At 64.4% G+C, this 25,163-nt stretch carries 20 protein-coding genes and 1 pseudogene; 9 read left to right on the forward strand and 12 right to left on the reverse strand.

Features of this window, described 5'->3' with window-relative positions; genetic code table 11:
- Positions 1 to 9: 9 nt before the first annotated feature.
- A complete protein-coding gene (locus tag ACFWPX_RS08950; RefSeq protein ID WP_378926944.1) occupies positions 10 to 1,482 on the reverse strand; it encodes an aldehyde dehydrogenase family protein in 1,473 nt (490 codons plus the stop codon).
- A 44-nt stretch (positions 1,483 to 1,526) separates the two neighbouring features.
- Complete coding sequence (locus ACFWPX_RS08955; protein ID WP_378926945.1) at positions 1,527 to 4,331, reverse strand: crotonase/enoyl-CoA hydratase family protein; 2,805 nt, start codon at positions 4,329 to 4,331, stop codon at positions 1,527 to 1,529.
- A 254-nt stretch (positions 4,332 to 4,585) separates the two neighbouring features.
- On the opposite strand from ACFWPX_RS08955, the gene ACFWPX_RS08960 reads away from it, so the two are divergent.
- On the forward strand, positions 4,586 to 5,275 hold the full coding sequence (locus ACFWPX_RS08960) for a TetR/AcrR family transcriptional regulator (protein ID WP_378926946.1): 690 nt from the start codon (positions 4,586 to 4,588) through the stop codon (positions 5,273 to 5,275).
- Positions 5,276 to 5,744: 469 nt separating this feature from the next.
- On the opposite strand, the gene ACFWPX_RS08965 is transcribed toward ACFWPX_RS08960, so the two are convergent.
- Positions 5,745 to 6,866, reverse strand: a complete 1,122-nt coding sequence (locus tag ACFWPX_RS08965; protein WP_378926947.1) for a lipase family protein — start codon at positions 6,864 to 6,866, stop codon at positions 5,745 to 5,747.
- A 449-nt stretch (positions 6,867 to 7,315) separates the two neighbouring features.
- Between ACFWPX_RS08965 and ACFWPX_RS08970 the strand changes: the two genes are divergently transcribed.
- Positions 7,316 to 8,029, forward strand: coding sequence for a YciI family protein (locus ACFWPX_RS08970; protein WP_378926948.1), 714 nt, complete (start codon positions 7,316 to 7,318; stop codon positions 8,027 to 8,029).
- Positions 8,030 to 8,031: 2 nt separating this feature from the next.
- Complete coding sequence (locus ACFWPX_RS08975; protein ID WP_378920978.1) at positions 8,032 to 9,264, forward strand: RNA polymerase sigma factor; 1,233 nt, start codon at positions 8,032 to 8,034, stop codon at positions 9,262 to 9,264.
- A gap of 45 nt (positions 9,265 to 9,309) precedes the next feature.
- On the opposite strand, the gene ACFWPX_RS08980 is transcribed toward ACFWPX_RS08975, so the two are convergent.
- Both ACFWPX_RS08980 and ACFWPX_RS08985 read right to left on the reverse strand, forming a co-directional pair.
- Positions 9,310 to 9,456 carry a hypothetical protein gene (locus tag ACFWPX_RS08980; protein ID WP_378926949.1) on the reverse strand — a complete coding sequence of 49 codons (147 nt, stop codon included), beginning with the start codon at positions 9,454 to 9,456 and terminating at the stop codon, positions 9,310 to 9,312.
- Between the two features lie 100 nt (positions 9,457 to 9,556).
- Complete coding sequence (locus tag ACFWPX_RS08985; RefSeq protein ID WP_378926950.1) at positions 9,557 to 10,636, reverse strand: alkaline phosphatase family protein; 1,080 nt, start codon at positions 10,634 to 10,636, stop codon at positions 9,557 to 9,559.
- A 278-nt stretch (positions 10,637 to 10,914) separates the two neighbouring features.
- On the opposite strand from ACFWPX_RS08985, the gene ACFWPX_RS08990 reads away from it, so the two are divergent.
- Positions 10,915 to 11,076, forward strand: coding sequence for a hypothetical protein (locus tag ACFWPX_RS08990; protein ID WP_378926952.1), 162 nt, complete (start codon positions 10,915 to 10,917; stop codon positions 11,074 to 11,076).
- A gap of 264 nt (positions 11,077 to 11,340) precedes the next feature.
- Here ACFWPX_RS08990 and ACFWPX_RS08995 read toward each other — a convergent pair whose 3' ends face one another.
- The 3 genes from ACFWPX_RS08995 to ACFWPX_RS09005 all read right to left on the reverse strand — a co-directional run bounded on the left by ACFWPX_RS08995 (position 11,341) and on the right by ACFWPX_RS09005 (position 14,925).
- The gene (locus tag ACFWPX_RS08995) at positions 11,341 to 12,366 is read right to left on the reverse strand and encodes a hypothetical protein (protein WP_378920984.1); all 1,026 of its coding nucleotides are present in this window, start codon (positions 12,364 to 12,366) and stop codon (positions 11,341 to 11,343) included.
- A gap of 287 nt (positions 12,367 to 12,653) precedes the next feature.
- Complete coding sequence (locus ACFWPX_RS09000) at positions 12,654 to 13,418, reverse strand: hypothetical protein (RefSeq protein WP_378920986.1); 765 nt, start codon at positions 13,416 to 13,418, stop codon at positions 12,654 to 12,656.
- Positions 13,419 to 14,076: 658 nt separating this feature from the next.
- Positions 14,077 to 14,925, reverse strand: a complete 849-nt coding sequence (locus ACFWPX_RS09005) for a sterol desaturase family protein (RefSeq protein WP_378920988.1) — start codon at positions 14,923 to 14,925, stop codon at positions 14,077 to 14,079.
- A gap of 383 nt (positions 14,926 to 15,308) precedes the next feature.
- Between ACFWPX_RS09005 and ACFWPX_RS09010 the strand changes: the two are divergent.
- Positions 15,309 to 15,568, forward strand: a pseudogene (locus ACFWPX_RS09010) (ATP-binding protein); the annotation flags it as partial.
- A 286-nt stretch (positions 15,569 to 15,854) separates the two neighbouring features.
- Here the strand turns inward: ACFWPX_RS09010 and ACFWPX_RS09015 are convergent.
- Positions 15,855 to 16,748: an alpha/beta fold hydrolase gene (locus ACFWPX_RS09015; RefSeq protein ID WP_378926954.1), complete on the reverse strand. Its 894-nt coding sequence runs from the start codon at positions 16,746 to 16,748 to the stop codon at positions 15,855 to 15,857.
- A 136-nt stretch (positions 16,749 to 16,884) separates the two neighbouring features.
- Between ACFWPX_RS09015 and ACFWPX_RS09020 the strand changes: the two genes are divergently transcribed.
- Entirely contained in the window at positions 16,885 to 17,514 is a 630-nt protein-coding gene (locus ACFWPX_RS09020) for a TetR/AcrR family transcriptional regulator (protein ID WP_378926956.1), read from the forward strand.
- 801 nt (positions 17,515 to 18,315) lie between these two features.
- On the opposite strand, the gene ACFWPX_RS09025 is transcribed toward ACFWPX_RS09020, so the two are convergent.
- Both ACFWPX_RS09025 and ACFWPX_RS09030 read right to left on the reverse strand, forming a co-directional pair.
- The gene (locus tag ACFWPX_RS09025) at positions 18,316 to 19,608 is read right to left on the reverse strand and encodes a hypothetical protein (protein WP_378926957.1); all 1,293 of its coding nucleotides are present in this window, start codon (positions 19,606 to 19,608) and stop codon (positions 18,316 to 18,318) included.
- Positions 19,605 to 20,798, reverse strand: coding sequence for a hypothetical protein (locus tag ACFWPX_RS09030; protein WP_378926958.1), 1,194 nt, complete (start codon positions 20,796 to 20,798; stop codon positions 19,605 to 19,607). The genes ACFWPX_RS09025 and ACFWPX_RS09030 overlap by 4 nt, the downstream gene beginning before the upstream one ends.
- A gap of 503 nt (positions 20,799 to 21,301) precedes the next feature.
- On the opposite strand from ACFWPX_RS09030, the gene ACFWPX_RS09035 reads away from it, so the two are divergent.
- Entirely contained in the window at positions 21,302 to 21,502 is a 201-nt protein-coding gene (locus ACFWPX_RS09035) for a hypothetical protein (RefSeq protein WP_378917029.1), read from the forward strand.
- A gap of 312 nt (positions 21,503 to 21,814) precedes the next feature.
- Positions 21,815 to 23,503: a TerD family protein gene (locus ACFWPX_RS09040; protein WP_378926959.1), complete on the forward strand. Its 1,689-nt coding sequence runs from the start codon at positions 21,815 to 21,817 to the stop codon at positions 23,501 to 23,503.
- 128 nt (positions 23,504 to 23,631) lie between these two features.
- Here ACFWPX_RS09040 and ACFWPX_RS09045 read toward each other — a convergent pair whose 3' ends face one another.
- Positions 23,632 to 24,048: a hypothetical protein gene (locus ACFWPX_RS09045; protein WP_378759450.1), complete on the reverse strand. Its 417-nt coding sequence runs from the start codon at positions 24,046 to 24,048 to the stop codon at positions 23,632 to 23,634.
- Positions 24,049 to 24,525: 477 nt separating this feature from the next.
- Between ACFWPX_RS09045 and ACFWPX_RS09050 the strand changes: the two genes are divergently transcribed.
- Positions 24,526 to 24,822 carry a hypothetical protein gene (locus ACFWPX_RS09050; RefSeq protein ID WP_378926961.1) on the forward strand — a complete coding sequence of 99 codons (297 nt, stop codon included), beginning with the start codon at positions 24,526 to 24,528 and terminating at the stop codon, positions 24,820 to 24,822.
- Positions 24,823 to 25,163 lie beyond the last annotated feature (341 nt).

The following is a 25,163-nucleotide window of genomic DNA, read 5'->3' on the forward strand; positions in this document are numbered from 1 at the left end:
TGGCTCCTGTCATCGGGCGTGCAGCAGTCGAATGAGGTGGGGCAGCAGTCGATCGATCCAAGGCGCTCGGCGAAAGCTCAGCAGGTGCACGCCGGGGACCGGGAAGCGCTGCGTGGCGACTGCTCGGGTGCGGGTGAATTCGAGCAGTCCCTCGGGGCCGTGAATACGGCCGAAGCCGCTCTCCCCTCGTCCGCCCAGGGGCAGGCGCGCCATGCCCGCGAAGCCGAGGACGGAGTTGACCGAGACCTGGCTGGTGTCGAGTCGCTCGACGACCTCTCGGGCGCGGCGGCGGGAGAACACCGCGCCGCCGAGGCCGAACCGGACATCGTTGGCGAGATCGACGGCCTCGGACAGGGAAGTGACGGTGGTCACGGTCAGGGTGGGGCCGAAGGTCTCCTCCTGAATCGCTGCCGATTCGTGGCCTGGATCCAGAATCACGATGGGTGCGATGAAGCGCTCGCCGATATCGCCTATATCGCCGATGACGGTCTCGCCTCCGCTGGCGACAGCGTCTTCGACGTGGCGCCGGACGACCGGAATCTGGCTCGGCATCGTCATCGGGCCGTAGGATGCGCCGATCCCGGTGCCAGGGCGTACGTCGGCCAGCACGCCACGTAGCTTGTCGAGAAACTGATCGCGAACGGCTCGCTCGACATACACCCGCTCGATACCGACACAGGTCTGACCGCTGTTGCCCATCGCACCGAAGGCGATCGCGTCCGCGGCAGCGGCGATGTCGGCGTCCGCGGCGACGATCGCCGCGTCCTTGCCGCCGAGCTCCATGACGACCGGCACCATGACCTCGGCGCAGGCGGACATGACCTTGCGTCCGGTTGCGGCCGAGCCGGTGAAGGCTATCTTGTCCACACCTGAGCGGCACAGCGCAGCACCGGTTTCGCCGTCTCCGGTGATCAGCGAGAGGATGCCGGTCGGTGCTTCCGGATTGGCGTCGGCGAATGCGTTGACGTACCACTGGGCGACAGCGGGGGTGTATTCGCTCGGCTTGAACACCACGGTGTTCCCCGCGGCCAGGGCGGTGGCGATTGATCCGTTCGGAGTGAAGATCGGATAGTTCCAGGGGCCGATCACTCCGACGACGCCGAAGGCGACGTGATCGACGCGAGCGGAGAAGTTGGCCAGCAGGAGCCCGGGGTTACGCCGTCGCGAACGCAGGACCTTGCCTGCGTGGCGGGCGTTCCAGTCGATGTGCTCGATGGCCAGGAGCAATTCGAGACCGGCGTCCGGGCGGGGCTTGCCGTTTTCCCGATGCAGGAGATCGACCAGTTCGGCGTTGTGTCCGGCTAGGTAGCGCTTCCAGTTCAGCAGGGCTCGACGTCGACCGTGGAACCCTTGTTGCTTCCACCAGATCGAGGCATACCTCGCATGTGCGACGATCTCCCGGACCTGATCCTCGGTGTGTACAGGAAAAGTTGCGACTACCTCGTCGGTGGCCGGGTTGAGGCTGATCTGCTGTCGGGTCATCGCTCCTCCTCGAGCTGACTGACGTGGGTGCGAAGCCTTCTGGTTCACCGGCCCTGCCAGACCGGGTCACGGTGGGCGGCGAAGGCGGCGACGCCTTCTGCCGCGTCGTGTGAGAACAGTGCCTGGCCGGCGAGATCGGTCTGGCGGCCGAATTCCTCGTCGCGGGTCCAGTCGGCTGCCTGGTCGATGATCTGTTTGCTGATGGCTACCGACAGCGGTGCGTTGCAGACGATCCGTTCGGCCATTTCGACCGCGCATTCCAGGACGTGGCCCGGTTCGGCGATTCGGTTGATAAGGCCGAGTTCGGCCAACCGGACCGCAGGCATCGGGTCGCCGGTCAGTGCCAGCTCCATCGCGATGTTGCGCGGCAGCCGTTGGGACAGCCGCAGCACCCCGCCGGCGGCAGCGACGAGCCCACGCTTGGCTTCGGGTATCCCGAACTGCGAATCCGAGGACGCAACAATCAAATCAGCGACCAGCGCGAGCTCGCAGCCACCGGCCAGGGCATGACCCTCGACGGCAGCGATGAGCGGTTTGGTGATGGGAAGCCCGGCGATGCCGAGCGGGCCTCGCCGATCGGTGAGCGGGAACTCGCCGGCGGCTGCGGCCTTGAGATCCATTCCGGCGCAGAAGGTTCCGCCGGCTCCGGTGATGACCGCGACGCGGGCGGTGTCGTCGGCTTCGAAGGCGTCGATGACCCGCTCGAGCAGGTGTGCGGTGGCATGGTCGATCGCGTTGCGTCGGTGCGGGCGGTTCAAGGTGATCACTCGCACCGGCCCGCGATTTTCCACGAGGACGGGGGGTTCGGGGCAGGGAGGCAACGGGTTGCGGTCACGGCTGATCACCAGTGTGTCGGTGCCGGCGATTTCGACCTGCCATCCGAGTGGATCCGACGTCGCGAACTCGGTCGCGAGATCGGTGTCGGTGTCACGGACGAGCACCCGCGCGCCTTCGGGGGTGATCACGCTGAGGATCGTGGCTTCTGGCTCTCCGCCGCGCCGGTACTGCACCGTGTATGCCTCAACCACACCGGGACCGCTGTACCCGACCAACGCTGCTCGCGTGGGTGCCGGCTCGACCACAGGGGTCAGCGATCGGTACAGGCGGCGTGGCGGCTGTACCGAGTAGATGCCGAGCGCGTGTTTGGTGAGGTACCAGCCCAGCGAGCTCGTCAGTCCGAATGTCTCCGGCTCGCGTCGCAACCGTTGGACCAACGTCGCGACCGCGTGCCCGCCGTAGTTGTTGCCCGGCCCGCCGCCGAAGGTGAGCCCCCCGGTCAGAGACAGTGGCCGTGTCGCGTCGATCGGCAGTCCGAGTTCGGCGGCGGCGATCTGGACGGCCGCTGGGAAGCACGAGTAGAGATCGATGTGGCGGATGTCGTCGATTCCCAGTCCGGTCTCGGTCAGCGCGGCCTGCCCGATCGCTGCGATCGCCGGCGACGCGGCCAGATCGCCTCGTTCGGATACGAACCACTCGTCGTTGGCCGAGGCGCCCGCGTGCAGGAATACCCAGCGGTCCTGCGGCACGCCTGCTGCCACAGCTGCGGCGGCGCTGGTCATGATCAGCCCGCTTGCCATGTCGACCTGCAGGTTGGCGCACAACAGCTTCGGATACGGAGTCGAAACCAGCCGATTCTTCTCGTCCGCGCGAGCCAGTTCCTCGGCTGTGAACGACTCCGGCAGCCAGGCGTAGGGATTGCCGTTCGCGACCGTGGACATTCCGGCCCACAGCTCGGTGATGGTCTTACGGTGTTCGGAGATCGTTTCGCCAGCTTTTGCCCGCACTGCTGATTCGATCAGCGCGTAGGTGTACACGGGCGCGCCCAGCCCTGCGTTCGCCTCGGCCTTGTTGTTTGCTTCTCGTTCGCTGCCAAGTACCTGGGAAGGCTCGACATCGCCTGCCTGCAGAGGCCAGTCGATATCGATGCCGTCGCGCTGCGCGACGGCCAGACTCGCCCCGGCCTCGGCGCCGCAGACCAGCACGACCGAGGCCGATCCGTCGGCGATGGCCTGGCCCGCCGCATTGACCAGTGTTTGACCGGCATCCCCGCCGAAACGCGCCGATTGCACGGTTTCGGTCGGCGTTGCACCGACTCTCTCGGCCACGAGCGCGGCTTGGTCGCGATATGTCCACGACGTACTCGCCACGGCGTACACGGCGTCGGCTCGGGCGAGAAGGTCGGGCACCGTCGCGTCGAGCTGCGCCTGAGTCAACGCCTCGACGGCAAGGGCTACCGGATCCTTGGTGGGATCGGCAATACGTTGCACCACCTGCCCGACTCCGACGATGACCGGCGTGCGCGGGTCGAGCAACATGCCCGTAGCCTCATGCCTGATCGGACCTCCACCTGCTGGCGTTCGGGACTGATCAGGTGTGTTGGCAAGCTCAGCGAGCGCAGCGACGGATTCGTCGAGTGCCTCTTGAACGCTGGTGGCGACCGCCCCGCCCATCGGTCCGCGCACCGGGTCACCACTGAGACCACAGTCCACGACCACCTGCGCACCGCCGTCCAGGGGATCCACGCCGAAGCACAGTGCTAGCTCCAAGCCCATCGGTCCGACACCCGACAGCGAGATCGCGTCCACATCCGAGTACGTGATGTGCCAGTTCACCTCGGCCGGAATGCCCATGATGGCGACCTGTTCGGTGAAATTCACCCCGGCTACAGCTCCAGTCGGCGGTGCACCCCGCCAGCCGGCATGCAACCGCATCCACTGCGGAAACAGGGTGAAGTCACCGAGAAGCTCCCTGAGCAGCCCGGCACTGGTGCCGATGCGCGCTGCGGAACGAATCGTGCGCTGATGCGCGGCCACGATGTCAGGCACCGGGCGCTCGATCCGGCCGTCCATGGGTCCCGACGATTGCTCTAGTTCGGAAGTCCGTTGCCCCGGTACTTCTCGGCGTGCCATCACTACCTCTTCCGATCAATGTCACATAAACAGTCAGTGCGTACTGTTTGTCATTGAAGCACCCGTGGCGACTGCCCGTCAACTGGCTATTTCGACTGTCATGTGTAGACGCAGATCACACATGTTGCATACTTCTAGTCACACCGTACTGTAAATGTGATCCCTCTGGACTAGTCGTCACCTACGGTTGACATGTGACGACGCAACGCCCCCGCCGTACCCAGACCGAGCGCCGCGCGACCACCCGCGGACTGATCCTGGACAGAACTGCCGAATGCCTGCTCGAACGCGGCCACCCCGCGACCACGATCAGCGAGATTCAGGCACGCACCGGTCTCGGTCGCGGAACGGTGCTGCACTACTTTCCGACTCGCGCGGAGTTGCTGATCGCGGCGACAACGCACGTGGTGGACAAGCGCCTGCTCCGGTTTCGTGACGAGGCCAAACTCGTCCCGGCAGGTCAAGACCGGATGGAGGCGCTGGTCGAACTCGCCTGGCGCGACCTCAACAGCCCGGCCTTCTTCACCGCTCTCGAACTGTGGGTCGCGGCACGAACGGACGCAGACCTGCGCGCCAGACTCCTTCAAGAGGAGCGGCGAGTCTTCGATGAGATGCGGCAGGTCTACGCCGAAGTTCTGGGCGAGCCGTATGCGTCCGACCCTCGCGCGAAGCTGTGGGTGGAGTTCACCATCGACATCCTGACCGGGCTTTCGATGACCACCATGCTGACCGGCCATCTCGGCGAACGGGAAGCATTCATACGCCAGTGGAAGCGAGCTCTGGCAGTGCTGGCCGGGACCCTGCCCGCAGATGAACTCGTCGGGGCGCGCCCACCATTGGGATCGACGAAGCTGACGCCTCCACAGTCTGCACGCGGTGCTTGACCACCGGCCGTTCGAAGGCCTGACTGGACAACGGCGCCGTCTCGTTGATCTTCGATGGTCACCTGCGGGGGTCCACCAGTGCATCAACGAATCCGTTGACATCGACATTCAGGCCCGGGTGGGCGGGGTCTGCAGCGGGTAGTTGCCCAGCTCATCAGAGAAGGCCGTCCGCACCTGTCGCGCATGCCCGTCCACTCCGAACCCGCGCGAACCCCCGGGCTGCGCTGGGCCGACGTCGCCCACCACCGCCTGGTCGTCAACACCGAATCAGGAACCACCACCCCCCGATTCCTGGCCCGACCCCGACATTCCCGCCTCCACCCTCTATCTCGGCTGGCGACGCACCCCCGAGCCCTCGCGATCGACCCGGTTCTTCATCGACACCGCGCTCACTGTTTCGCACGACTGACGGCTTCCATGCTGTCAGTTCCGGTTCGTTGCGGAGCCTGCGGCAGAAAGCTTCTCGCGATCAGCAGGTACTCGCACCCGGTCGTCCTGCGAGGCGGTCACCCATCCATTGCAGGGCGCCAGGCAGGGACAGCGGGCTGGTGGCGACGTGGGAGACGCCGAGGCCGATCGGATCACCGGGCAGAGGCAGTTCGCGATAAGTCACGGCCGCACCCTGCGCGCACCAATCGGCAGCAACCTGCCGCGCCGAGTAGGTCGGGACCAGTTCGTCGTGCGCGGTGGCCTGGACCAGGACCGGCGCATTGGGGCGGAGTCCCCCGGTCCGGTCAGCGCCGAGGTGCGCCGCCCAGCCAGGATCGGACAACAGCGCATCGGCAACGGTCTGTCCGGTAGTGGTCCAAGTTCGGGTATCCCGAAACCCTTGCGTAAGAACGGTTTCAGCCACGCACTGCCCGGAAGTATCGGCAAGCATCTGCTTTCCGGCATCGTTGAACAACCGCTGGATCGCCGCGCCGAGTGCGGGATACTCCTCGACGGCACCGTTGATGTAATAGCCCATCGCCCCGGTGAGAGCACCACCTTCGAAGCGACGCAATTCCGCCTCCACACTCACCACCGGCGCACCCGCATAGGTCCCCGCCAACGGAAGTTCAGGAGCGTAGTCAGCGGCCAGCTCAGCCGCCGCCGCAACCGAACCGCCACCCTGCGAATATCCCCAGAGCCCCACGGGCGCATCGGCTTCCAGCCCCGAGCCCGCGAGGTTGCGCGCGGCGCGCGCGGCGTCAAGAACAGCGTGACCGGAAGCCTCCCGGGAGAAATAGGTGTGCGCACCGGGCGTGCCGAAGCCCTGGTGATCGGTGACCACAACGGCGGCACCGAGCGCGAGCAGCGGGTAGATCGCCGCGTACTGCTCATACTGCACACCGAGGTCAAGTCCGCCGTTGTACTGCGCCAGGTAAGCCAGAGTATTCGACGGCGCACACTGATCACCTTGCCCCTGCGTCCCGGGAGCGACCACGATCACCGGCCGTACCCCCGGTCCCTGCCAGGGCAGGGTCGGACGCAGAAACGCACCGGTCACCGGAATCGCGGCACCGTTGCGATCGGTGCTCGCATACATGAGCCGAGTCGTGTCGGCCGGAATCGGCCCGCCACCTCCAGGCAGAGTGATCGGCAACGACATCGGCTCACTCTTGACAACCGCCCCCGGCGTGGCCGGGACACTCGGCGGGTTCGCATAGAAGGCCATATCTCCAACAGGACCCAGCGGCGGCTCGGCCCCCACCGGAGAGAACCACCCGATCCCACCGACAAGAACCGCGACCGCAACACTCCCAACCCTGCCCCGAACCCTCACCATTCCGCCTTCGCTGCGAACATCAACTATTGACTCGGAGCCAATATATGAAGGATGGGCCGACCCGGTACCGGAATCGGCAATATCACTGACCGCAATACCCGGCCGCCGGAGGCGATCTCGCCCAGGTCGATCACGATGCCGCAGCACACTGGTCGTTCAGCCGAAACCGATCGGAGAAAATCTCCCAGATCCCGGTGTGGAGAACACCCCGTGCGGTTCGTCGTCCTGGTAGAAGGGGTGATCAGCCCCTCGCATCGAGGAAGGATGACGCCATGCACTATCTGGTCACACTGATCGGACGCGAAGACACTCCCGCCGCACGACCCGGTACCCCGGAGTTCGACGCCGAGGTCACCCGGTACGCGGAATTCGAGGAGAAGGAGGGCGCGGCCGTCGCGGGTGGCGCGGCACTGTTCCCGTCCGCGGAGGCGATCCAGGTACGGCGCTCGGCCGGACAGACCCTGGTCACCGACGGCCCGTTCACCGAGCAGGCCGAGGTGGTGGGCGGGTTCTACGTGTTCGAAGCCGCCGATCTGGACGAGGCGATTCGCCTGGCGCGGCAGTTGCCCGCCGTGGAGAGTGACGCGGTAGAGGTGCGCCCGCTCGTCGAGTGGTTACCGCACGACACCCCGCGCGCGGACTGGTGGATGGCACTGCTGTGGGAGCAGCCCGCGGCGGTGGTCGAGCCGGAGACGCCGGAGTGGGAGGCGATGGCGGTCGAGCACGCGCGGTTCGGCGAGAAGTACGCCGAGGCCCTCCGCGGCGGCGGAGCGTTGCGACCACCGTCCACCGCCACCACGGTGCGGGTGCACGACGGGCAAGTTCTGCTGACCGATGGCCCCTATCCCGAGTTCGCCGAGGTGGTCGACGGGCTCTATCTGTTCACCGCCGAGGGACGTGACCGAGCCGCCGAGATCGCGGCGGCCATTCCGCTCGGTGTCGGCGGGCGCGCCGAGGTTCGTCAGATCGTCGACTTGGACGCCTGAGCGTGCACATCGGCCCGGCCGTGCCGATCGATGCGGTCTACCGTGCAGAATTCGGCCGGGCCGTCGCGACGGTGGCCGCGTTGACCGGGGATATCGGACTCGCCGAGGACGCGGTGCAGGAGGCGTTCGCCGACGCGGTGCGCACCTGGCCCGAGCGCGGGTGGCCTGCCAATCCGGGCGCGTGGATCACCACCGCCGCCCGGCATCGCGCGCTCGACCGGCTGAGGCGCGAATCGGCGAGGGCGGACAAGGAACACGGCGCGGCGCTGCTGCGCGCACCGGTCGAGGAGGTCGAGGTGTCACCCGTGACCGACGACCAGCTGCGGATGATCTTCACCTGCTGCCACCCGGCGCTCTCGCCACCATCACAGGTGGCGTTGACGCTGCGCCTGGTGTGCGGTCTGCACACCGCCGAGATCGCCCGCCTGTTCCTGCAACCGGAACACACTGTCGCGCAACGACTCTCCCGAGCGAAGGCCAAGATCCGCCACGCCGGTATCCCGCTGCGGGTACCGCCACCGCACCTGCTCCCCGACCGTGTACCGGTGGTGCTGGCATGCGTGTATCTGATGTTCACCGAAGGGTATTCGGCGACATCGGGTCCCACCGCCGTCCGTGACGAACTGTGCGACGAAGCAATCCGGCTCGGTCGACTGGTATGTGGGCTACTGCCCGATGAAACGGAGGCACGAGCGCTGCTCGCGCTGCTGCTGTTGCAGGACAGCAGGCGCGCCCAACGGCGTTCGGATGAAGAGGAATTGGTCCCCCTGGAAGACCAGGACCGCACACGATGGAACCACGCGGCCATCGCCGCCGGTTTGTCCTGCCTGGACTCGGCCGCCGACGGCGCCGGACCATACCTCGCGCAGGCGCGCATCGCCGCCGCACATGCGAGCGCCCCGAGCTGGTCCGAAACAGATTGGAACGCAGTACTTTCCGGCTACGACGAACTACTCGCGTACATCGAGTCTCCCGTCGTCCGTGTGAACCGCGCCGTGGCCGTCGGTTTCGCACACGGCTTCCCCGCCGGACTCGCGGCTCTCGACGAAGTCGCGGCCGACCCGCGCCTGGTCGGCACACACCTGGTCAGCGCCACCCGCGCCGACCTGCTGCGCCGCGCGGGCCGCCCGCGCGAGGCGGCCGAGCACTACCGGGCCGCATTGACGATGGTCACCAACGATCAGACCCGCCGTTTCCTGGCGCGCCGCCTCGCCGAGGTCGAGGCCGAACGCTGAGCACTCAGGGATCACGTCGGATCCGGCCGACAGACGTCGCGCCGATCAGCTAACGATCTCAGCGATGAGACCGCCGACGAGCGTGCCGGCCGCGCCGCCGATGAACAGCCCGGCGAGGGCATGCCCGGACATCAGCTTCTCCAGGGTGAGGGCACTGGTGCGGACCTTGGGTTTACCTACCGAGGTTCGCATCCCACCCGCCGCTCATGGTCGGGTTTCGCAGAATGCGGTCCGTCTGAGTCGAGCAAATACAGCTGCACCGCATACGATTTCAGATCTCGATATCAACGCATCATCTCTCGGACGAACCGCTCGCCGATCCACTCCCCAGGACGCACAACGGATTGTTGACCATGGCCGCCTGCGCCGATCCCGACGACGAACCCGTGATCCCGGAATCGACAGGGGGCGTATTCGGCACCGGTGCCGCCGGGTTGCCCGAGCCGCCCGCCAACATCGACTCGCCGTCGAGATTCGCCGGAGCCGGGACATCGAGCAGAGCCAGCACGGTCGGTGTGATGTCGGCGAGTGTGTACCCATTGTTTTGCGCGCCCGCCGCGAACCCCGGTCCGCGCGCCACCACGAAACTGGCCGTCTCATAGGCGCTCTGCCCGCCGTGCCCGCCATCCGGCTTGTGCCCATGGTCGGTGGTGACCAGAATCGTCCACCGCTCGTTCGAATGCGATGCCGCCCGCGCGTCCACCGCGGCGGTGATCTGCCCGACCAAGTCGTCCACCCGGCCGATGGCATCGCGATACGCCTGCGGCCAGACTCCGCGCAACGTGTGCCCGACGATGTCCACCTGGTCGAGGTGGGTGAACAGCAGATCGGACCCGTCCTCGGTGATGGCCGAGACGACCTGCGCGGTGGCATCGGAATCCGCGGTGGACTCACAAACCCCCGCACCGGTGGGGTCGATCTGTGTGACGGCCACCCGGTCGGCCTGCGGGCTGCCGGTGCGCGCGATCATGCCGATCTTGTCCCAGGTCCCGATGGAGGCCGTCGACAATGCCGGCCGCGCCCGCTCCACCTGGGTGAACACCGTCGGATACTGCGCGAAAGGTCCTGCGTTGCAGGTGGATCCATTGTCCTGGATCCCGTGCTTGCTGTCCCATACGCCGGTCAGCGCCGTCGCCCAGGAGACACACGACATGGTGGTGTGCGGGGCGATGGAGGTTCGTGCCAGCGTGCCCTCCGCGGCCAAGCGGTCGAGGTTGGGGGCATCGGCCGCCGACACCTCACTCCACAGTGTGCCATCGATACCGATGACCACGACCTTGTTCACGACCGGAGCGGCCAGCGAGGGCGCTGCCGCGATGAACGGGACAGCGGCCAGGACTGCGGCCGCGAGTATGCGGTGAGTGCGAGACATGCGCGGCACCGTACTTGCCGTGCGGCACCGGCACACAGCAAATTGGACAATTGACCGATACAGTCCCGGCGACTGGGAAATCCTCCTCGATCCTGGCCTGGTCCCGCAGACCGATGCCAGCCAGACCATCAGGACGACCGAGGGCAATAGAACCGGGACCAGTGGCGGTAGCGCACCTATGCCCGGCGTTCACTTCGAACATCCCCTGTTCGGCGTCGAACGAGACGTAGCAGCTTTCCAGGTCTGACAGCTGCTTGGAGACCAGCCCCTGACGTTTATTGACCCTGGTTTCCCTGCTCGAACAACTGCGCGAATTGCGCCACACCTGGAACGTCGACACAGATCCAGCGACTCGAACGGCCGCCGATCACATCATCGCCACCCTCGCAGCCGCCGAACTCTCCATCCGCGACTCCGAAAGTCCCACTGCCGTCGAATAACAGCCTCTACCCCTCGGCATTTAGTCGGCCTAGAACAGCGTCCTGGCGCACCTGTGCTGCGGCACCGCAACATCCTGGGCCACCGGTACACCCATGCCCCCTCCCCTTGTGGTCGAAGTGGTCGATGGGCGAGATGTAGAGCTGCCGGGTTTGCCCGCCGGTGTGTGAACGCGTTACGGCAACTTCGGCCGCCGCTGCTCCCCATCGCCCCTGCGCGCCTTGCCTCGTGGTGCCGGTCGCCGCACGATGACGTTCCCACCCCGATCAGTCCTCCCATCCCGGGAGACGGTCATCATCTGGACCCTCGAACGCATCGACTTCCCAGTACTCGGCGTCCGCCTCGCCGAGGTCGATGTCATTCACCGCCGCCAGCTCAAGATCCTCAGGGCTGTCCAACCACAGATCACAGATAGCGCAATGGAAGGCGTTGGGAAGCCCAAAAGTTTCAACGAAGTAGGCCACCGAATGCGGTCGGTCGCTGTCGTCGATCTGTACCGGCCCCCTGGAGATGTCGTAGAGGGCCCTGCCCTTGCTGCCACACGCCGGACAAGTATGTGGCCTGGTGGTCTGATCACGTTCGACTATCAGAGCGAATGGTTCCATCTGCTCAAGGAGGTGAATGGCGTCAGCACTGCCAGGCGACCGCCAGCGGGTCGCGAAGGTCTTCTTCGCCACCGACAGCGTCCGCTCGTACGCGGTCGCGATCTCCGCATGACGCGAGAGCAGGATTCCATCAGCCCGCTCGCGATATTTGTCGGTCCAGAAGGACTCCCAGTCGCTGGCTTGTCCGAGCTCTACTCTGATCTTCAACAGCATCTCAATTACACCGACTAGATCAGCCAGTGCGCTCTCGTTGGCCTCCTGGCAAGCAAAACCCATGTGCACCGCCGAATCTCGAACCGCCAGTAGCCGGTCCAGGAGGTCAGGTTTGGCCGACTTGAGACTCGACACAGTGAGCTTTGGTGCAAGGTCCTGCTTCAGTAGCCGGTACGCCTCCCGAGCGCCGACCGACTTCAACTCCGGCAAAGGCGATGTGGGATCCAGGGGCTTACCGGCCAGCGTCAACGTGGTCTTATGGTCGGCGTTTCGATCTCGAAGAAGGCCGAAGTCGACCGAGGCCAGCGTTGCCTTGAGCAAGAGCTCGGCCGACACCCCAATCGAGACAGCCTGGTCGAGCAGGTCAAGTGACTCCGTCGACCCGATATTGTCGATCGCACGATGGGCGTGAACACGAGCAGTATCCGTCAGAGCCTTCGGTAGCTCTTCGTACACGATGTCGCCGAGCGCCATAGGCCAGGTGGATCGCGTTACCATCGTGAGGTTCTCCAATGCGAGGCCAAATCGAAAGCGCCGCCCTGACTGTGCGATTGGTCGGCCGCTAGATTCCATCAGAACCTCGACCCGCGGCGATAGTGTTTTTCCTCAGTTCGTGCCGACGCCAGCACCCCGTGCCGAGCCTGACCGGCTTGAAGTACCCGGCTCGGCGCTTCGGCCGGATCGAGACGCTACGGAAACGACCGACCTGGAAGCGGCGACCGTCGCGCAGACGGTGGCACCAACCTCACGGGACAGCACAACTAGTGAATTCCGCCGAAGCTACCGAAGCTGGTGTGAGCGCTAACGTGCACGGTCCGCCCGCGCTGGTCGAGTTCGGTCTGCGGGATAGCGTGTGAACCGCCCCAAGTGTACGGCGTGACTGCGCGCCACCAGGTTTCGAAGTCGACGCCGCTGTCGCGCGCGATCCCTGCCCGGGACTCGTCATCCCAGCGCAGCTCGGACACTCCGGTGTTGCGGCGGACCTCGAGGAGCTTGTCCAGGAGCTCCGTAGTACCCAAGTTGGCGTCGGCCTTGCGAAAGATATGGACCACGCCAGCGTCCCGGTCGACCGTGTAGCCCCACCTGGCTCGTGCGGCCAGGTTGTGTATCTGCTCCCGCTGCTTGCGTGCCTGCTGCTCGGCCTCACGCACCCGCGCGTCGATCTCTTCTAGAACCGGCTGGTACACCTCGCGAATGTGCAGGTTCCGCAGCCGGTAGTTCGCATACGCCCGCCGTGACGCGAGCTCGCGCAGCCAGCGCCCAAATGCCCTCCAGCCGGCTTCCCGGCTCAGCCACCGCATGCCCTCGTGATTGACCTCCACCAAACCGGATTCGTGGAAGAGTTGCGCCTCGGCGTCACGGAGCGCGGCCTCCGCAACCCGCTGGGCATCGGTCCACCGGATGACCTCCTCGGGGTCACCGCGGACCTCGGTGCCGCCTTGCCACGGTCCGTCATCCAGGATCCACGAGCTGCCAAATGCCTGATAACCGGCGCTGGCGTCGCCGACGAAGTACAGGACGAGCATTGTGCCGTGACCCAACCTTCGAAACACCGACCTGCTACTGCGAAGGTAGTAGTGGTGTCGTGTCACCCATACCATCAGCACACTCCATGGATTCGACTGCGCCCCTAACGTATCTAACGGACACGATTATTCGTCCCACGTCGCGAGATCCGGTGACTAGTTGTGACTTTCGCGGCATCGAACCGCACGGACGCGAAGTCTCCGATACTCCGCTGACCGAGCCGACCCCTTCGTGGTGGTCCTCGCTCCACGTCGCGCTCGACGACGCGCAAGCGCTCGCGGGCCGAGGTACCTCATCCGCCGATTCGAGGCCGGAGTGGGGCGTCTGCCGTGGAAACGGATCCGCCGAAAGATCGTCGAACTGGACCCAGCTGTCGACAGCGAGCAGATAGCGCGCCTGGCGCTCACCGCGTTGTTGCCACCGGTCGGCGCGAAGTTCGTGCTCGAGGTGGTCTTCACGGTCTCGTTGATACGGGTGATGGGCCAGTTCGAAGGCACGGCGTCGTCCGGCCACCGCGAAGGACTCATCACTGCCAGCATGTCGGCCCCGATCCGGCTCTGGACCGATCCACTCATGCCGTGTAGTTACGGCGCCGCCTGCGGGTCGACTGAGGCTGCTCATTCCGTGGTCCGGCGTACCCAGTGCCTTCTCACGGGACTATTCGGGCCGCCAGCCGGGTGGGCAGAAGACGTAACCCAGCTTGCTGCGCAGACCTCGTGCGCTGCGGACGTCACTGATGATGTTGCCGTACTCGTGATACTCGAGTACGAGCAGATCGTGGGTGTTTACCGGGGTGGTGAGCCCGTAGGTGGGCCGGTACAGCTCGGTTTGGAAGGTGCCGAACATGCGGTCCCAAAGGATCAGTATCCCACCGTAATTCTTGTCGAGGTACTGCTGGTTGCTGGCGTGGTGGACGCGGTGGTGAGAGGGGGTGTTGAATACGAATTCCACTGCCCAGGGCAGCTTGTCGACGACCTCGGTGTGAGTGAAGAACTGGTAAATCAGGTTGATAGAGAACGCTGGATAGATCATCCACGGCTCGAAGCCCAACAGCGGCAGTGGGATCCAGAACAGACCCTCCGACCACGGGTTCCATTTCTGCCGGAGGGCGATGCTGAGGTTGAAGTGTTCGCTGGAATGATGGGCTTGGTGGCCGGCCCATCCGATACGCACCCGGTGCGCAAACCGGTGGTTGCAGTACCAGGCGAAATCGACTGCCACAATCAGCAGCAACCAACTCCACCACGCATCGGCCCGAATATGCCAGGGCGCCAGATAGGTCCACAGGAAAACGAATACCACCAGCGTGACGAGCTCGAGCAGGAACAACGACACCAGCGACACAGCCCCCATGCTGATGTTGGTACGCACATCGGTGACTTCGTATCCGGTCACCTCGCCGTAATCGTGGACCCGCAGAATCACCGCTTCGATGATGACGAACATCAAGAACACCGGAATGGCATACAGCAAGGGATTGTGCATCTGGTGCCAGAGCTGGGACATCAACGAGATCTCCTCAAAGATGCTGCACACGAACGTGTCTACGTGCGGTTAGGTGTAGTGCGGTCCGCTGGTCTCCGCAGGATCACGACCCGATCAGGTCGTCGCTGCTGGGACCACGGTGGCCGACGACGCGGCTTGCTTTCCGGGCATCGATACCGCCCCTGCCGCTACAAACAAAAACACAGATAGATTCGTCACGAGGCCGAGCAAAGATGTGTGTTCGAGGTTAACCAGGGATCCCGAAATCGATGTCGGAGTGGGAATCTCGGTCGGCGGATATCATCGAGCACTGATAGCGCCTACCAGGTTCTTTCGGATGTTGCGACAAGTCTGGTTGCAGTGCAACATGTTTCGTCGACACAGCACCATTGATCAGCGACGACATCGACGAGCTCGGCTACATGGAACTCGACCGCTGCGGCGCGGAACTGCTGTTCCAGGTGCTGACCGAACGCGAGGAGAAGAACTCCGTCGCGATCGCCTCCAACGAGTCGTTCTCCGGCTGGACCAAACCTTCACCGATCCAAGACTTTGCGCCGCGATCGTGGATCGGCTCACCTTCGGCGGTCACATCATCGAAACCGGCACCGACTCCTACCGGCTTGCCCGCACCGCTCAAGCCAGGGCTGTTGCCGCTGGGTGACGTCAATATTCGCCGATAGTTCCCAGGTCAACACCCAGAAATCACCCGACCGTTGTCATGTTATTGAAGGTTGGCCGCTGTCATCGGAAATGTGCCAGACGCCAGACCTTGCCGCGGCAGTTGGCGTCTTGGGAGCTCGATATCTGTTGGCGAGAAGCCGGATTCGGGTTCGGTGCTGCTCGGAAACGTTCGACACGAGCCGCACGATCGCCGACAGTGGAGCAAACGCTTCCTCGCTCCACCATGACAGCGTGTGAGGCGTACACCACCTCACACGCCCACCAATCTATCGAGAGCGGTTCGCTCGGACAGGATCATGGCTGTCGGCAAAGCTCAGGAACCGTGGTACCACCTGGTGCGGATTTGCCCACAACAGATCGTGTCCGATACCGGGATAGATCTGAACCTCAGCCTGCGGGATGTGGTTACGGGCGCGGGCCGCTCCGAGCTCTGGATCGCTGACGACGGTCTCCGCGCCAAAGAGAACCAGGGTCGGGACGGTGATGGCCGCCAGCTGATCATCGGTGAACGGTCGGTCCCATGGCGTCGCCATACGGAACTTCATGGTCGCCATGGCGCCCGCGAACTCCTCATCGGTGGGCTCGTAACCAGGCATCAACCACTTGTTGAGCTTCCGCATCTTCTCGGGAGTCGGTCGCATGCCCGCCATGATGAATTTGAACAGCAGACTCCAGCGCGGTTTGGCGAATGTTGCCGCGCTCGGTTCCAACAAGGTCAGACTCGCCAAACGCTCGGAGCGATACACCCCGATCGCACCCGCCAGCCAGGCGCCCAGGGAATTTCCGGCCAGATGGACACGATCCTCGCCGAGGCCGACGATCACCTCGCCCATCCACTTCGCGATATCTTCCGCGTCGCGCAACGGTGCTGTCTGCACACACCGCCCCGCCCACCCCATGACGTCGGGGGTGTACACGACGTGGTTCCGTGCCAGATCCTGGATGAACCGCGACCACACAAGGCCATTGCCGCCGATGCCCGGCAGCAGCACGATCGGCGCGCCTTCCCCGATCCCGGATTTGCGTACACGTGTCGTCCCGAACGACGTCTCGACATCGACAGTGGTCGATGGCACCGGCCACTTCGCCGCCATGGAGTCGTAGACGCTCAGGAAAGCCGCCTTCGCTTCCTCGCTGGTGAATCGCCCGATCTTCGGCATCGTTCCCTCCCTTTCATCATTTTACGGTATGACCATACCGTCTTAATCGGTATGAGCGTACCCCTTAAGGCGGTATGGGTATACCGTCTAGGCTGATGAGTCCACGATGACTAACAAGAGCGAGGTGACCGCACTAATGCCACGACTGGTCGACCATGAACTGCGGCGACGGGAGATCACCGATGCTGTGCGGCGCGTGATCGTCGCCGGTGGGCTTGACGCGGTGACCTTTCAGACCGTCGCCGCTGAAGCCGGATTCTCAGTGAGGGTCGTGCAGTACTACTTCGGCACCAAGAAGGACTTTCTGCTGGCCACCCATCGCTCGGTGATGGAAGACGCCGGCGCCCGGTTCACGAAACGATGGACCGCGCTCGGCGCGGAAGCCACGCCCCGGGAAACCGTCCGAGCGGTGTTGACTGAACTGCTTCCCCTCGATGACCAGCGCCGTGCGGAAACCATCGTGCTCGGAGCGTTCGCCTGGGCGGCGATCTGCGGCCAGGGCATCACCGCCGAAGAAACGTTCGCTGCACCCCGGGCTTTGATTGCGATCGTCGCTGACCAACTCCGACGGGACCAGTCCCACGACACGTCGGCTCCCGGCGATCCCGAGCGCGACGCGGAGGTCATCGCGATGGCAACCGGCGGCCTCGCCCATGGAATGCTCCAAGGCTTCGGCACCACACAGACCGCGATCGGACTCCTAGACCATCTTCTCGACCTCGTCTTGGGTGCCGAGGGTGACCGGGTGGACTCGACCCAGCACTGATCGCACACCCTTCGTGGGCGTAGAGCAGGTCGCGCCGCATTCGAGTCCACGGCCTCAGTCCTGTGTGACGTCAGAATTCGCCGATCGCATCGGCAAGATCCGCCACCTCGCGACGTCCGGATTCACCGATAGACGACGTCAGAATTCACCAGCACAACCACCCTGCTAATTGGAAGGCTCCCCCTGTCTGCGGGTGCGACGGGATGAACCCGACTTCGACCAGTTAGTCCCGGGCTCACGCTCGTACCTTTAGGGACAACATCACCGGGCCCGCCAGGCCACACAGTCCCTCGGGCTCACCCACATGTGGGTGGGGAAATCCGCTCCATCGCGCGAACCACTACGCCCTTGCCGGGCTTACCCCCGCGTATGTGGGGACGACGCGATGACGGACAGCGCCTGCGAGTCGACGGTCGGCTCACCCCACGCGTGTGGGGACGACGTGCGCAGAACTTGGACCGCCTCGGCCCACGCGGGCTCACCCCCACGCGTGTGGGGACGACACTTTCCGACCAGCACTTTCTCAGCGAGATACCTAGATTCTCATTCACTTTGATCAGCGCCGATACTCTGAAATCTGGGCCAACTCCGCAATTATCTTCCAACTCTCACTCGCGGCACTGCTGAAGCTTGTCAAGGAGATGAGATGCTCGACAGCCGTCGATTGAATTAGTGGTGACTTAGTAGGGAAAATGAGTCAGGCTGTGGAGCTAAGGGGAATCGAACCCCTGACCTTCTCGGTGCGGGGTTTCAGTTGTATCAGCTGCACGCTGCGGAGGGGCTGGGAGCTCCTGGTCCTCGTCACCGTCCAACTACCGCTTCATCGGCGGACGATGGGCCGACAGAGCTCGTCACTAGGTCTGCGATGGTGAGCGCCTCTGGCAGGGTCCAAGTCGCCGCTTCGTCAGCGAGCAACTGTTCCCACGACGGTGCTCCAGCTTCTGCACGGGCCGCGGCATCGGAGCGGACCTTCAGCGCGAGCATGCCGATCCGCATGAGAACAGGAATGTTGAGATGTCGAGCGGCGACGACGGTTTCACCAGCAATCGCCGCTGCGGTGGTCTTCGACACGCTGATCGCTCCGGCTGCGGCGTGCGCGGCGAGCAGCATCTCCGTGTGTTTAGCCGCTGCGGAAGTCGCCAGCCGTGCAGTGCCGGTGGAACGGTAGGCACCGAGGTGGGTGTGGGTTCGGATGACGACCTCGGTCGCGAGCATCCCTAGACCCGGGGTCAGTATTCCGGAGCGAAGATTCAACCCGTCGCCGGAGTTCGTCCCGGCGTAAGCGTCATTGGCGAACTTCCGCAAGGCGGGGTTCGGCATCTCGCTCAGAAGTGTCCAACCCGGCAGCGGCAAGTTCATCGGGGTGACAAAATCTGCCGCCCAGTGTTTCAACAGAAGCGCGACTGCGAGGTGGCGTTCGGGCGCTTGTGCGAATGGTAGACCGGAGCGAGTTGTCGCAACCTTTTCGACCATCCGCTGTCCGTCTTCCCACCACGTGCCTTCGAAGGTTCCCGTGCGGATCTGATTGAGGGCGGCGAAGAACCGGCCGATGTCGTGGCCGGCGGACCGAACGCGGTGTGCCGGACCGCCGAATTTCGGGCCGGTGTAATCGATGGGCAGTCGGGCGGTCTGCCTCTCCCACCGGCGCAGCAGGTCGGTCTTCTTCAACAAGGACAGGCCGCTGAGCACTGCAGCGTCCACCCGGCTGTCGTAGAGGTTTCCGAGTGCGCCGATGAGCCCGGAGACGCCCACGACGACCAGGTCGCCACGTTCCCACGGAACCCTTTGAGCCGCCCGCCATCCATCGAGCTGCTCTAGCGCGATCGGGTCGAGGATGTCGGCAATGTCGGCCTCGCCCCACCCCTCGACTTCGCGACGTTGCTGATGGTGGGCAGTGAGTTCGGTATAGGTGAGGCCGGTCGAGGTGCTCACGATGCGCTGTGTGGCCGTATGGTCGATCGGTTTGTCCGAAAGCGCTGATGCGGCAATCGATTCGATGTCTTCGAGGTCACGCGTGAGTGCATCCAAGTTGCCGATGTAGTCCTCATCGATCGGCGAGATCCGGTCGCTGGAGTTGCCGCCAGTGGCGCTCACGCTGCTTCCTCGAGGTCGTCAGCGAGGACAGATACCCCCTCGGCAAGGGTCTCCACGGTCTTCTTCTCACCCTCCAGATCCTCGAGTTCGGCAAGCAAGGCCTGAAGCTCATCATTTTCAGGTCCGGTGACACGCTCCTTGAGCCGGTCGGCGACGATCCGGAAGCGAGCGACGCGATCCTCGGCCGCCTGGCGTTGATCCCTCTCGGCGTTCAACTCTGCCTGCTTTGTCTCGAGTTGCGCACGAAGGATCTCGATTCGCTCAGCGAGAGTCACGACGGTCTTGCCCAGGCTTGTCACGCGCTCGCGGAGACTGACAATAACAGCCTTTGCTGCCTCTTCGTTGCCGTCGACATCGCGCAGCACGAGCTGGGTCACGACGTGGAGTCGGATGGCGTCGGCGGCGATGCGAGCGGCCGTGAACCCGGCGGCCTTACCGGCAAGCGTGGCTGCTCCGACACCTGCGGCGCCGCTGAAGCCGGTGATGAGCGCGGCACCACCGGCCATGCCGAGACCACCGGCAGCGATGGAACCGCCGCCGATCGCGGCCAAGCCCGCCGAAGTGGCCACGGCGCCCGAATAGCCGAGAACAAGCGCTCCGTACGCGCCGGCAATTGCTGGTGCGGCGAGGCCACCGGTCAGGACACCGAGTCCGAGGCCGGCACCCGCGAGGAGCGCGTACTTGGTCCAGTTACTCGCCTTGGACAGCTTCTTGATCGCGTCCTTGTATGCGGTTTCCACAGCAGGGAGGTCTTCGGGATGGAGTTGATCCATCGACCGATGGGCAGCGGTGAGAGCTTCGGCGCGGACAGCCTTGTCCCACTTGCCCTCCACCCACGGCTCGAACCCATACAGGTCGATCAGCAGAAGCAGGGCCCGTGAACGTCTCGCCACGACCGAGGAGATCTGTGGTCCAGCGGATTCGAGCGCCTCGAGATTCGGCGACTCACCATCCGCGGCGATCTGGTGAACGACTTCAGCAACAGCGGGCGACCAGGCGTCCTGGTTGCGCGCCACGATGGCCGCAACGGCGTTGTCGCGAAAGGAGTTACGGATTTCGCGCTTGGACGGAAGGTGCTTGCCCTTCGACGCGGCGATGTCGCGCTGCATCATCTGGTACTGCCACGCGGTGAGGATGCAGTCCTCATCGGGAGAGAGTTCGAGCTTCTTCTGTACCTGCACCGCATCCATGCGCGTGACACTAGCGAGACGGCCCGACAAGCACTAGCGGATCCGAACGAACACGGGACGAGACGCGGGCGAGGGTGCTCGCGGGGTCACGGAACGAACGGTGCCTACCTCACGCATTACTCCGCGAGGAGTCCGACGAGTCCGAGTTCGACAAGGTCGGAATGCTGTGCAGAACGGTACTATTCGTCGACCAGGGCACCGTTCAGAAGACCCGCCATGCTAGGAGAACAGTTGTGAGGCGCGTAGCTGTTGCTGGATGCATCGCAGCTTTGGCGGCTGGGTTGGGTGCATGCAGTGGCGCCGGTCAAGACGGCGTGTTTGTAACTCCTTCGGTGATGGTGTCCACTGGGGCATCAACGACGTCTGTGGTGAGATCCTCGCTCCCGCCCGCAGCCACTACCGCTGCCGCTGTGGTCGATGCGATGGAGGCTGCGGGCCTTCCTGCTACGGGGCGCGCGGACCGCACCAAGGTAGCTGGGTGCGCTGATCTGGGGTGTTCACAGATGATCGCGATTGATCCGGTTTCGGTGTACCAGTTCGGTGGCGAAGCGGCTGCGGAGAAGTACGCAACCGTCATGTCGAAATCGTCTCTGATTTACAGGAACGGCTCGATCGTGCTGCGCTTCAAGCGTGATGGGCCGAGCCCGATCGACGAGACCTTGATTCCGCAATATCAGGCCGCGCTCGACGGGCTTCTTCCGTAGTCTGCGCATCCCGTTACTGCCCAGGGCAATGACAACTCCGACTCGCTGCCGTTGGTCTCACAATGCGGCGTGGTCTCGCGCATGTCCTGCTCCGATCGAGATGTCCGGCATCGTCAGTCCGTGGGTACTGGCCGCATGAACGGGACGCATCTTCACGCCACGGTAGAGCACGCGTATCGCCGTCTGTTCCTCGTCGGCGGGGAGGAACACCACCCATCGCTCAAGAGGCCCTACGCTCCAGAGTTCGACTGCTGAAGTAGCGCGGCGGGCACGCTGACTGAGCTGTAGCCACATCCGCCCCCGGAAGGCGTTGTGCGTAACGGAATTCGCCGCAAGAACGGTGTGCACGGCGTGAAGCTCTCCAGAGGTGAAAACGCTGCGGTCACCGCATCGACGGTGGCGGTGACCCTGACGTGGGGATCACAGTCCGACGTCGATCCGCAAGCGCTCCTCCTGGCCGAGAACGGAAAGATCCGGACGAACGACGATTTCGTGTTCTACAACGCGGCAAAACACCCGTCAGATGCGGTCTCGCTGACCGAATCCGGCACTGGCCGTGCCGTTCTCACGGTCTCGCTTGCCACTGTTGAAACAGCGGTTTCCCGCATCGTCGTCTCGGCATCGGTTGACGAGGGGTCGTTCCGCGACGTCCGGGACCTCACGCTGACGGTCCAGGATGAGAGCGACGCACTGATCTCGTTCGAGGTCGATCAGCCCGATGCTGTTGCCGCGATCGTGCTCGGCGAGTTCTATCGACGAAACGGCACGTGGAAATTTCGGGCAGTCGGCCAGGGATGGGCGAACGGGCTACGTGGACTTGCCGAAGAATTCGGTGTGGAAGTCGACGACCCACCCGCGAACCCGTCACCAGCAGAATCGCCAGCTCCCGCACCCAACGGCGCGGAACCCCAGCCATCCCCGGCGCGGATGGAACCGGGGTGGTATCCGGAGGTGGCGGGCTCAGGTCTGCTGCGTTGGTGGAACGGCACCGGTTGGACCGACGACACCCGGCAACTGATTCCGTCGGATCCGGCGTTGTGCGAGCGCTGTGGCAGAGAACGGCGGATCTCCCGGTTCGGTAGCCCGCCTCCGTGCCGGTGGTGTGAGTCCGACGTCAACAGATTCATGGAAACGTGGCGATCCCAGGCTTGGCGGGTGCTGACAGAGTCCGGACCGCGCGGTAGCGGATGGGAGGAGCTGTGGGTCGCTCTGCGTTTCGAACGGATTCATGATGCCAGCGGTCGAGAAGCTCTGCGTCCCCTTGCCGTCGCCTATTTGGAACGCGTGGTCGCTTTCGCCTTCGCCGACGACGAAATCGAAGCCGATGAGCTCGGTGACTTCGAGCGTGCGGTTGTCGATCTTGCGGCGGCGGTTGATCTGAGGGTTGCCCAACGACGTGTCGACGAGCTCCGCCAGCGCATGCTCAGAGGCCGATCGCTGACACAGGTCCGTGCCGGGGAGCTCCCTCGCATACAGCGTTCGAACCTGCACCTGGAAGCGGACGAAACGCTGTACGTAGACGTCAACGCGTCACAGATCAAGTACTTGGCCAGCGGACCACGGCACAACAGCGGCAGGCTGATCGGTTCCAGCAAGAAGCTCCGCTTCATCGGCGCCGGAGCTGGTACCGAACTGCCGTGGTCGAAGATCGTCTCGATCACAAGCGAGTACGGGAACGTCATCGTCTCCGCGACCACCGCGCGCGGTGGTGGAACATACGGTGTCCCCGATCCTGAATATGTTGCAGCGGTGTTGGAGGGAGCGTTGCGGATCGCGAAGCGACTGGTTCTCGCTCCTGGACAACGTGATACCCGATCGATCCCGCCAGATGTGAAATCCGAGGTGTGGCAACGAGACGGCGGTCGGTGTTGTCAATGCGGCGATGCCCACTACCTCGAATTCGATCACGTCATCCCACTTAGTCGAGGTGGCGCAACAAGCGTCGGAAACCTCCAAATCTTGTGCCGTCGATGCAATCTTGAGAAGGGCGCGCGGATCTGACCGGTTCTAGCTTCACGGTGGCTGTCAGTGTCCGGGAACGGATGTCGATCGCGTGGACGCTACCGGTCTCGCGGTTGGCCACGTAGGCAATATGTCGGTGGTGTTGATGACGATTCCGTGCGGTCGGGTCAGTGCGTCACGGCGTCGGCGGAGCGGTCACCGAAGGGATGTCGCCAGGTGCGGCGTGCGCTCGCACTACGCGGTGTCTTCGCGAGCACGGTCCCCTTCTCCTTCGGTTCGGCCGAAGGACGGAAGGTCCGCCCGCTCGTGCCGGTGCGACGGGCGAGCCGAAGATCGGCCTTGGTCTGACGCAGGCGCTGCGACGAACGGTGCGCGCCGGCGGTGAGCAGGACCAGGCCGAGCATGCCGAGGGCTCCGAGCACGACTGCCCACAGGAACAACGTGCCCGACGTTGCGGTGATGTGGTAGCCGAGCAGGCTGAAGTCGTCGCTGAGCGTGTGGGCGGGTCCGCTGTTGCTCAGCACGCCCGCCGTGCCGATCACCACCGCGGCGATGAGCAGGACCAGGCCGAGGAAAACAATCATGACAGTCTCCGAATCCGGTTACACCGGTGTACGTGTGGTGCCGCCCGCCCGCTGGCCGCGTGCGAGTCGAGCCGATGAGCGGACCGACGATCGTGATGCCACGGTGCACAGCGACCCGGCGTCACCGCCCTTCACTCCGTGGAATACCCCGATCCGAGCGGGCGACGCAGCTGCCGGGGCGCGATTGTCGAGATGTCACCGCTGGCGATCGGAAGGCCGGTCCCCGAAAGCCTCACCGCGGGTCCGCGATTCGGGGTGGTACCGGCTGGGTGGGGTCGGCGAACCGCCGCAGCACGAGTACCGCGAAGAGCCCGTTCGGCTTGAGCCCCTCGTCGGCCGCCCCGCCAGATCTTCCGTGGTGGCCTTCCCGACCAGGGAGCACCGGGCCAGCAAGTCCGCCCTGAACCAGCTGAGCTCAGCTTCGCCGCGCGGCACGGCGACGACCCGCGCACGTTGCTGCTCATAGCACCGGGCTGGGTGAAGACCGATCTGGGCGGCACCAGCGCACGCCTGAACATCGACGAGTCCATGCCACGCCATGGGTGCGGGCTCGGAAAGCGCCCCACAGAAACCCACACTTTTGACCGGAATCAACGCGAATCCATGGGAATCGTTGAGAACGGTCTTTTCGTGAAAAAGCCTGGTGCTGAGTACTATTGGGCACTGATGGGTAGGTTCTGGACAATTGGAACCCGCGCCAAGTGGTCAGAAGTACCAGGGCGAGTTGGTCGCCTTGATCGCGACGGTGGCGATACTTGGCACGGCCGCAGCTGAGTATCGGGCAGTAGGTCTATCAAGCCGAAGATCCCGGTGTTCCAGCGCCGACCCGATGCAGTGAGACGGACCGACGGTCAACGCTACAGGCGGGGGGCAGCGCTTCAGGAGCTTCAGAGCATGAATCGCGGTTCCTCACATACGGCGTGCTGTGGGACCCGTGCAGAAGGCTGAGCAAACTTTCGGCGGCAGCACTCATATGCTCGCCGGCCCGGATCTACTGAACCTAACTGCGCGTTCCAGAATGCGCGGTGCGGGGGCCCCCGGGCCCGGCGTGGGGGGGGCGACAAAACCCGGGGCGCCCCACCCGCCCGGCCCCGGCGGGGGGGCCCGGGCACAAG

The organism is Nocardia sp. NPDC058518 (assembly GCF_042719655.1).
Lineage (GTDB): Bacteria > Actinomycetota > Actinomycetes > Mycobacteriales > Mycobacteriaceae > Nocardia.

Excerpts from the sequence above, each read along its gene's own strand:
- ACFWPX_RS08950 (WP_378926944.1), bottom strand. The coding sequence starts at position 1,482 with ATGACCCGACAGCAGATCAGCCTCAACCCGGCCACCGACGAGGTAGTC.
- ACFWPX_RS08955 (WP_378926945.1), bottom strand. The coding sequence starts at position 4,331 with ATGGACGGCCGGATCGAGCGCCCGGTGCCTGACATCGTGGCCGCGCAT.
- ACFWPX_RS08965 (WP_378926947.1), bottom strand. The coding sequence starts at position 6,866 with ATGTCGTTGCCGATCACTCTGCCTGGAGGTGGCGGGCCGATTCCGGCC.
- ACFWPX_RS08970 (WP_378926948.1), top strand. The coding sequence starts at position 7,316 with ATGCACTATCTGGTCACACTGATCGGACGCGAAGACACTCCCGCCGCA.
- ACFWPX_RS08980 (WP_378926949.1), bottom strand. The coding sequence starts at position 9,456 with ATGCGAACCTCGGTAGGTAAACCCAAGGTCCGCACCAGTGCCCTCACC.
- ACFWPX_RS08985 (WP_378926950.1), bottom strand. The coding sequence starts at position 10,636 with ATGTCTCGCACTCACCGCATACTCGCGGCCGCAGTCCTGGCCGCTGTC.
- ACFWPX_RS08995 (WP_378920984.1), bottom strand. The coding sequence starts at position 12,366 with ATGGCGCTCGGCGACATCGTGTACGAAGAGCTACCGAAGGCTCTGACG.
- ACFWPX_RS09000 (WP_378920986.1), bottom strand. The coding sequence starts at position 13,418 with ATGCTCGTCCTGTACTTCGTCGGCGACGCCAGCGCCGGTTATCAGGCA.
- ACFWPX_RS09005 (WP_378920988.1), bottom strand. The coding sequence starts at position 14,925 with ATGTCCCAGCTCTGGCACCAGATGCACAATCCCTTGCTGTATGCCATT.
- ACFWPX_RS09015 (WP_378926954.1), bottom strand. The coding sequence starts at position 16,748 with ATGCCGAAGATCGGGCGATTCACCAGCGAGGAAGCGAAGGCGGCTTTC.
- ACFWPX_RS09020 (WP_378926956.1), top strand. The coding sequence starts at position 16,885 with ATGCCACGACTGGTCGACCATGAACTGCGGCGACGGGAGATCACCGAT.
- ACFWPX_RS09030 (WP_378926958.1), bottom strand. The coding sequence starts at position 20,798 with ATGGATGCGGTGCAGGTACAGAAGAAGCTCGAACTCTCTCCCGATGAG.
- ACFWPX_RS09035 (WP_378917029.1), top strand. The coding sequence starts at position 21,302 with ATGATCGCGATTGATCCGGTTTCGGTGTACCAGTTCGGTGGCGAAGCG.
- ACFWPX_RS09045 (WP_378759450.1), bottom strand. The coding sequence starts at position 24,048 with ATGATTGTTTTCCTCGGCCTGGTCCTGCTCATCGCCGCGGTGGTGATC.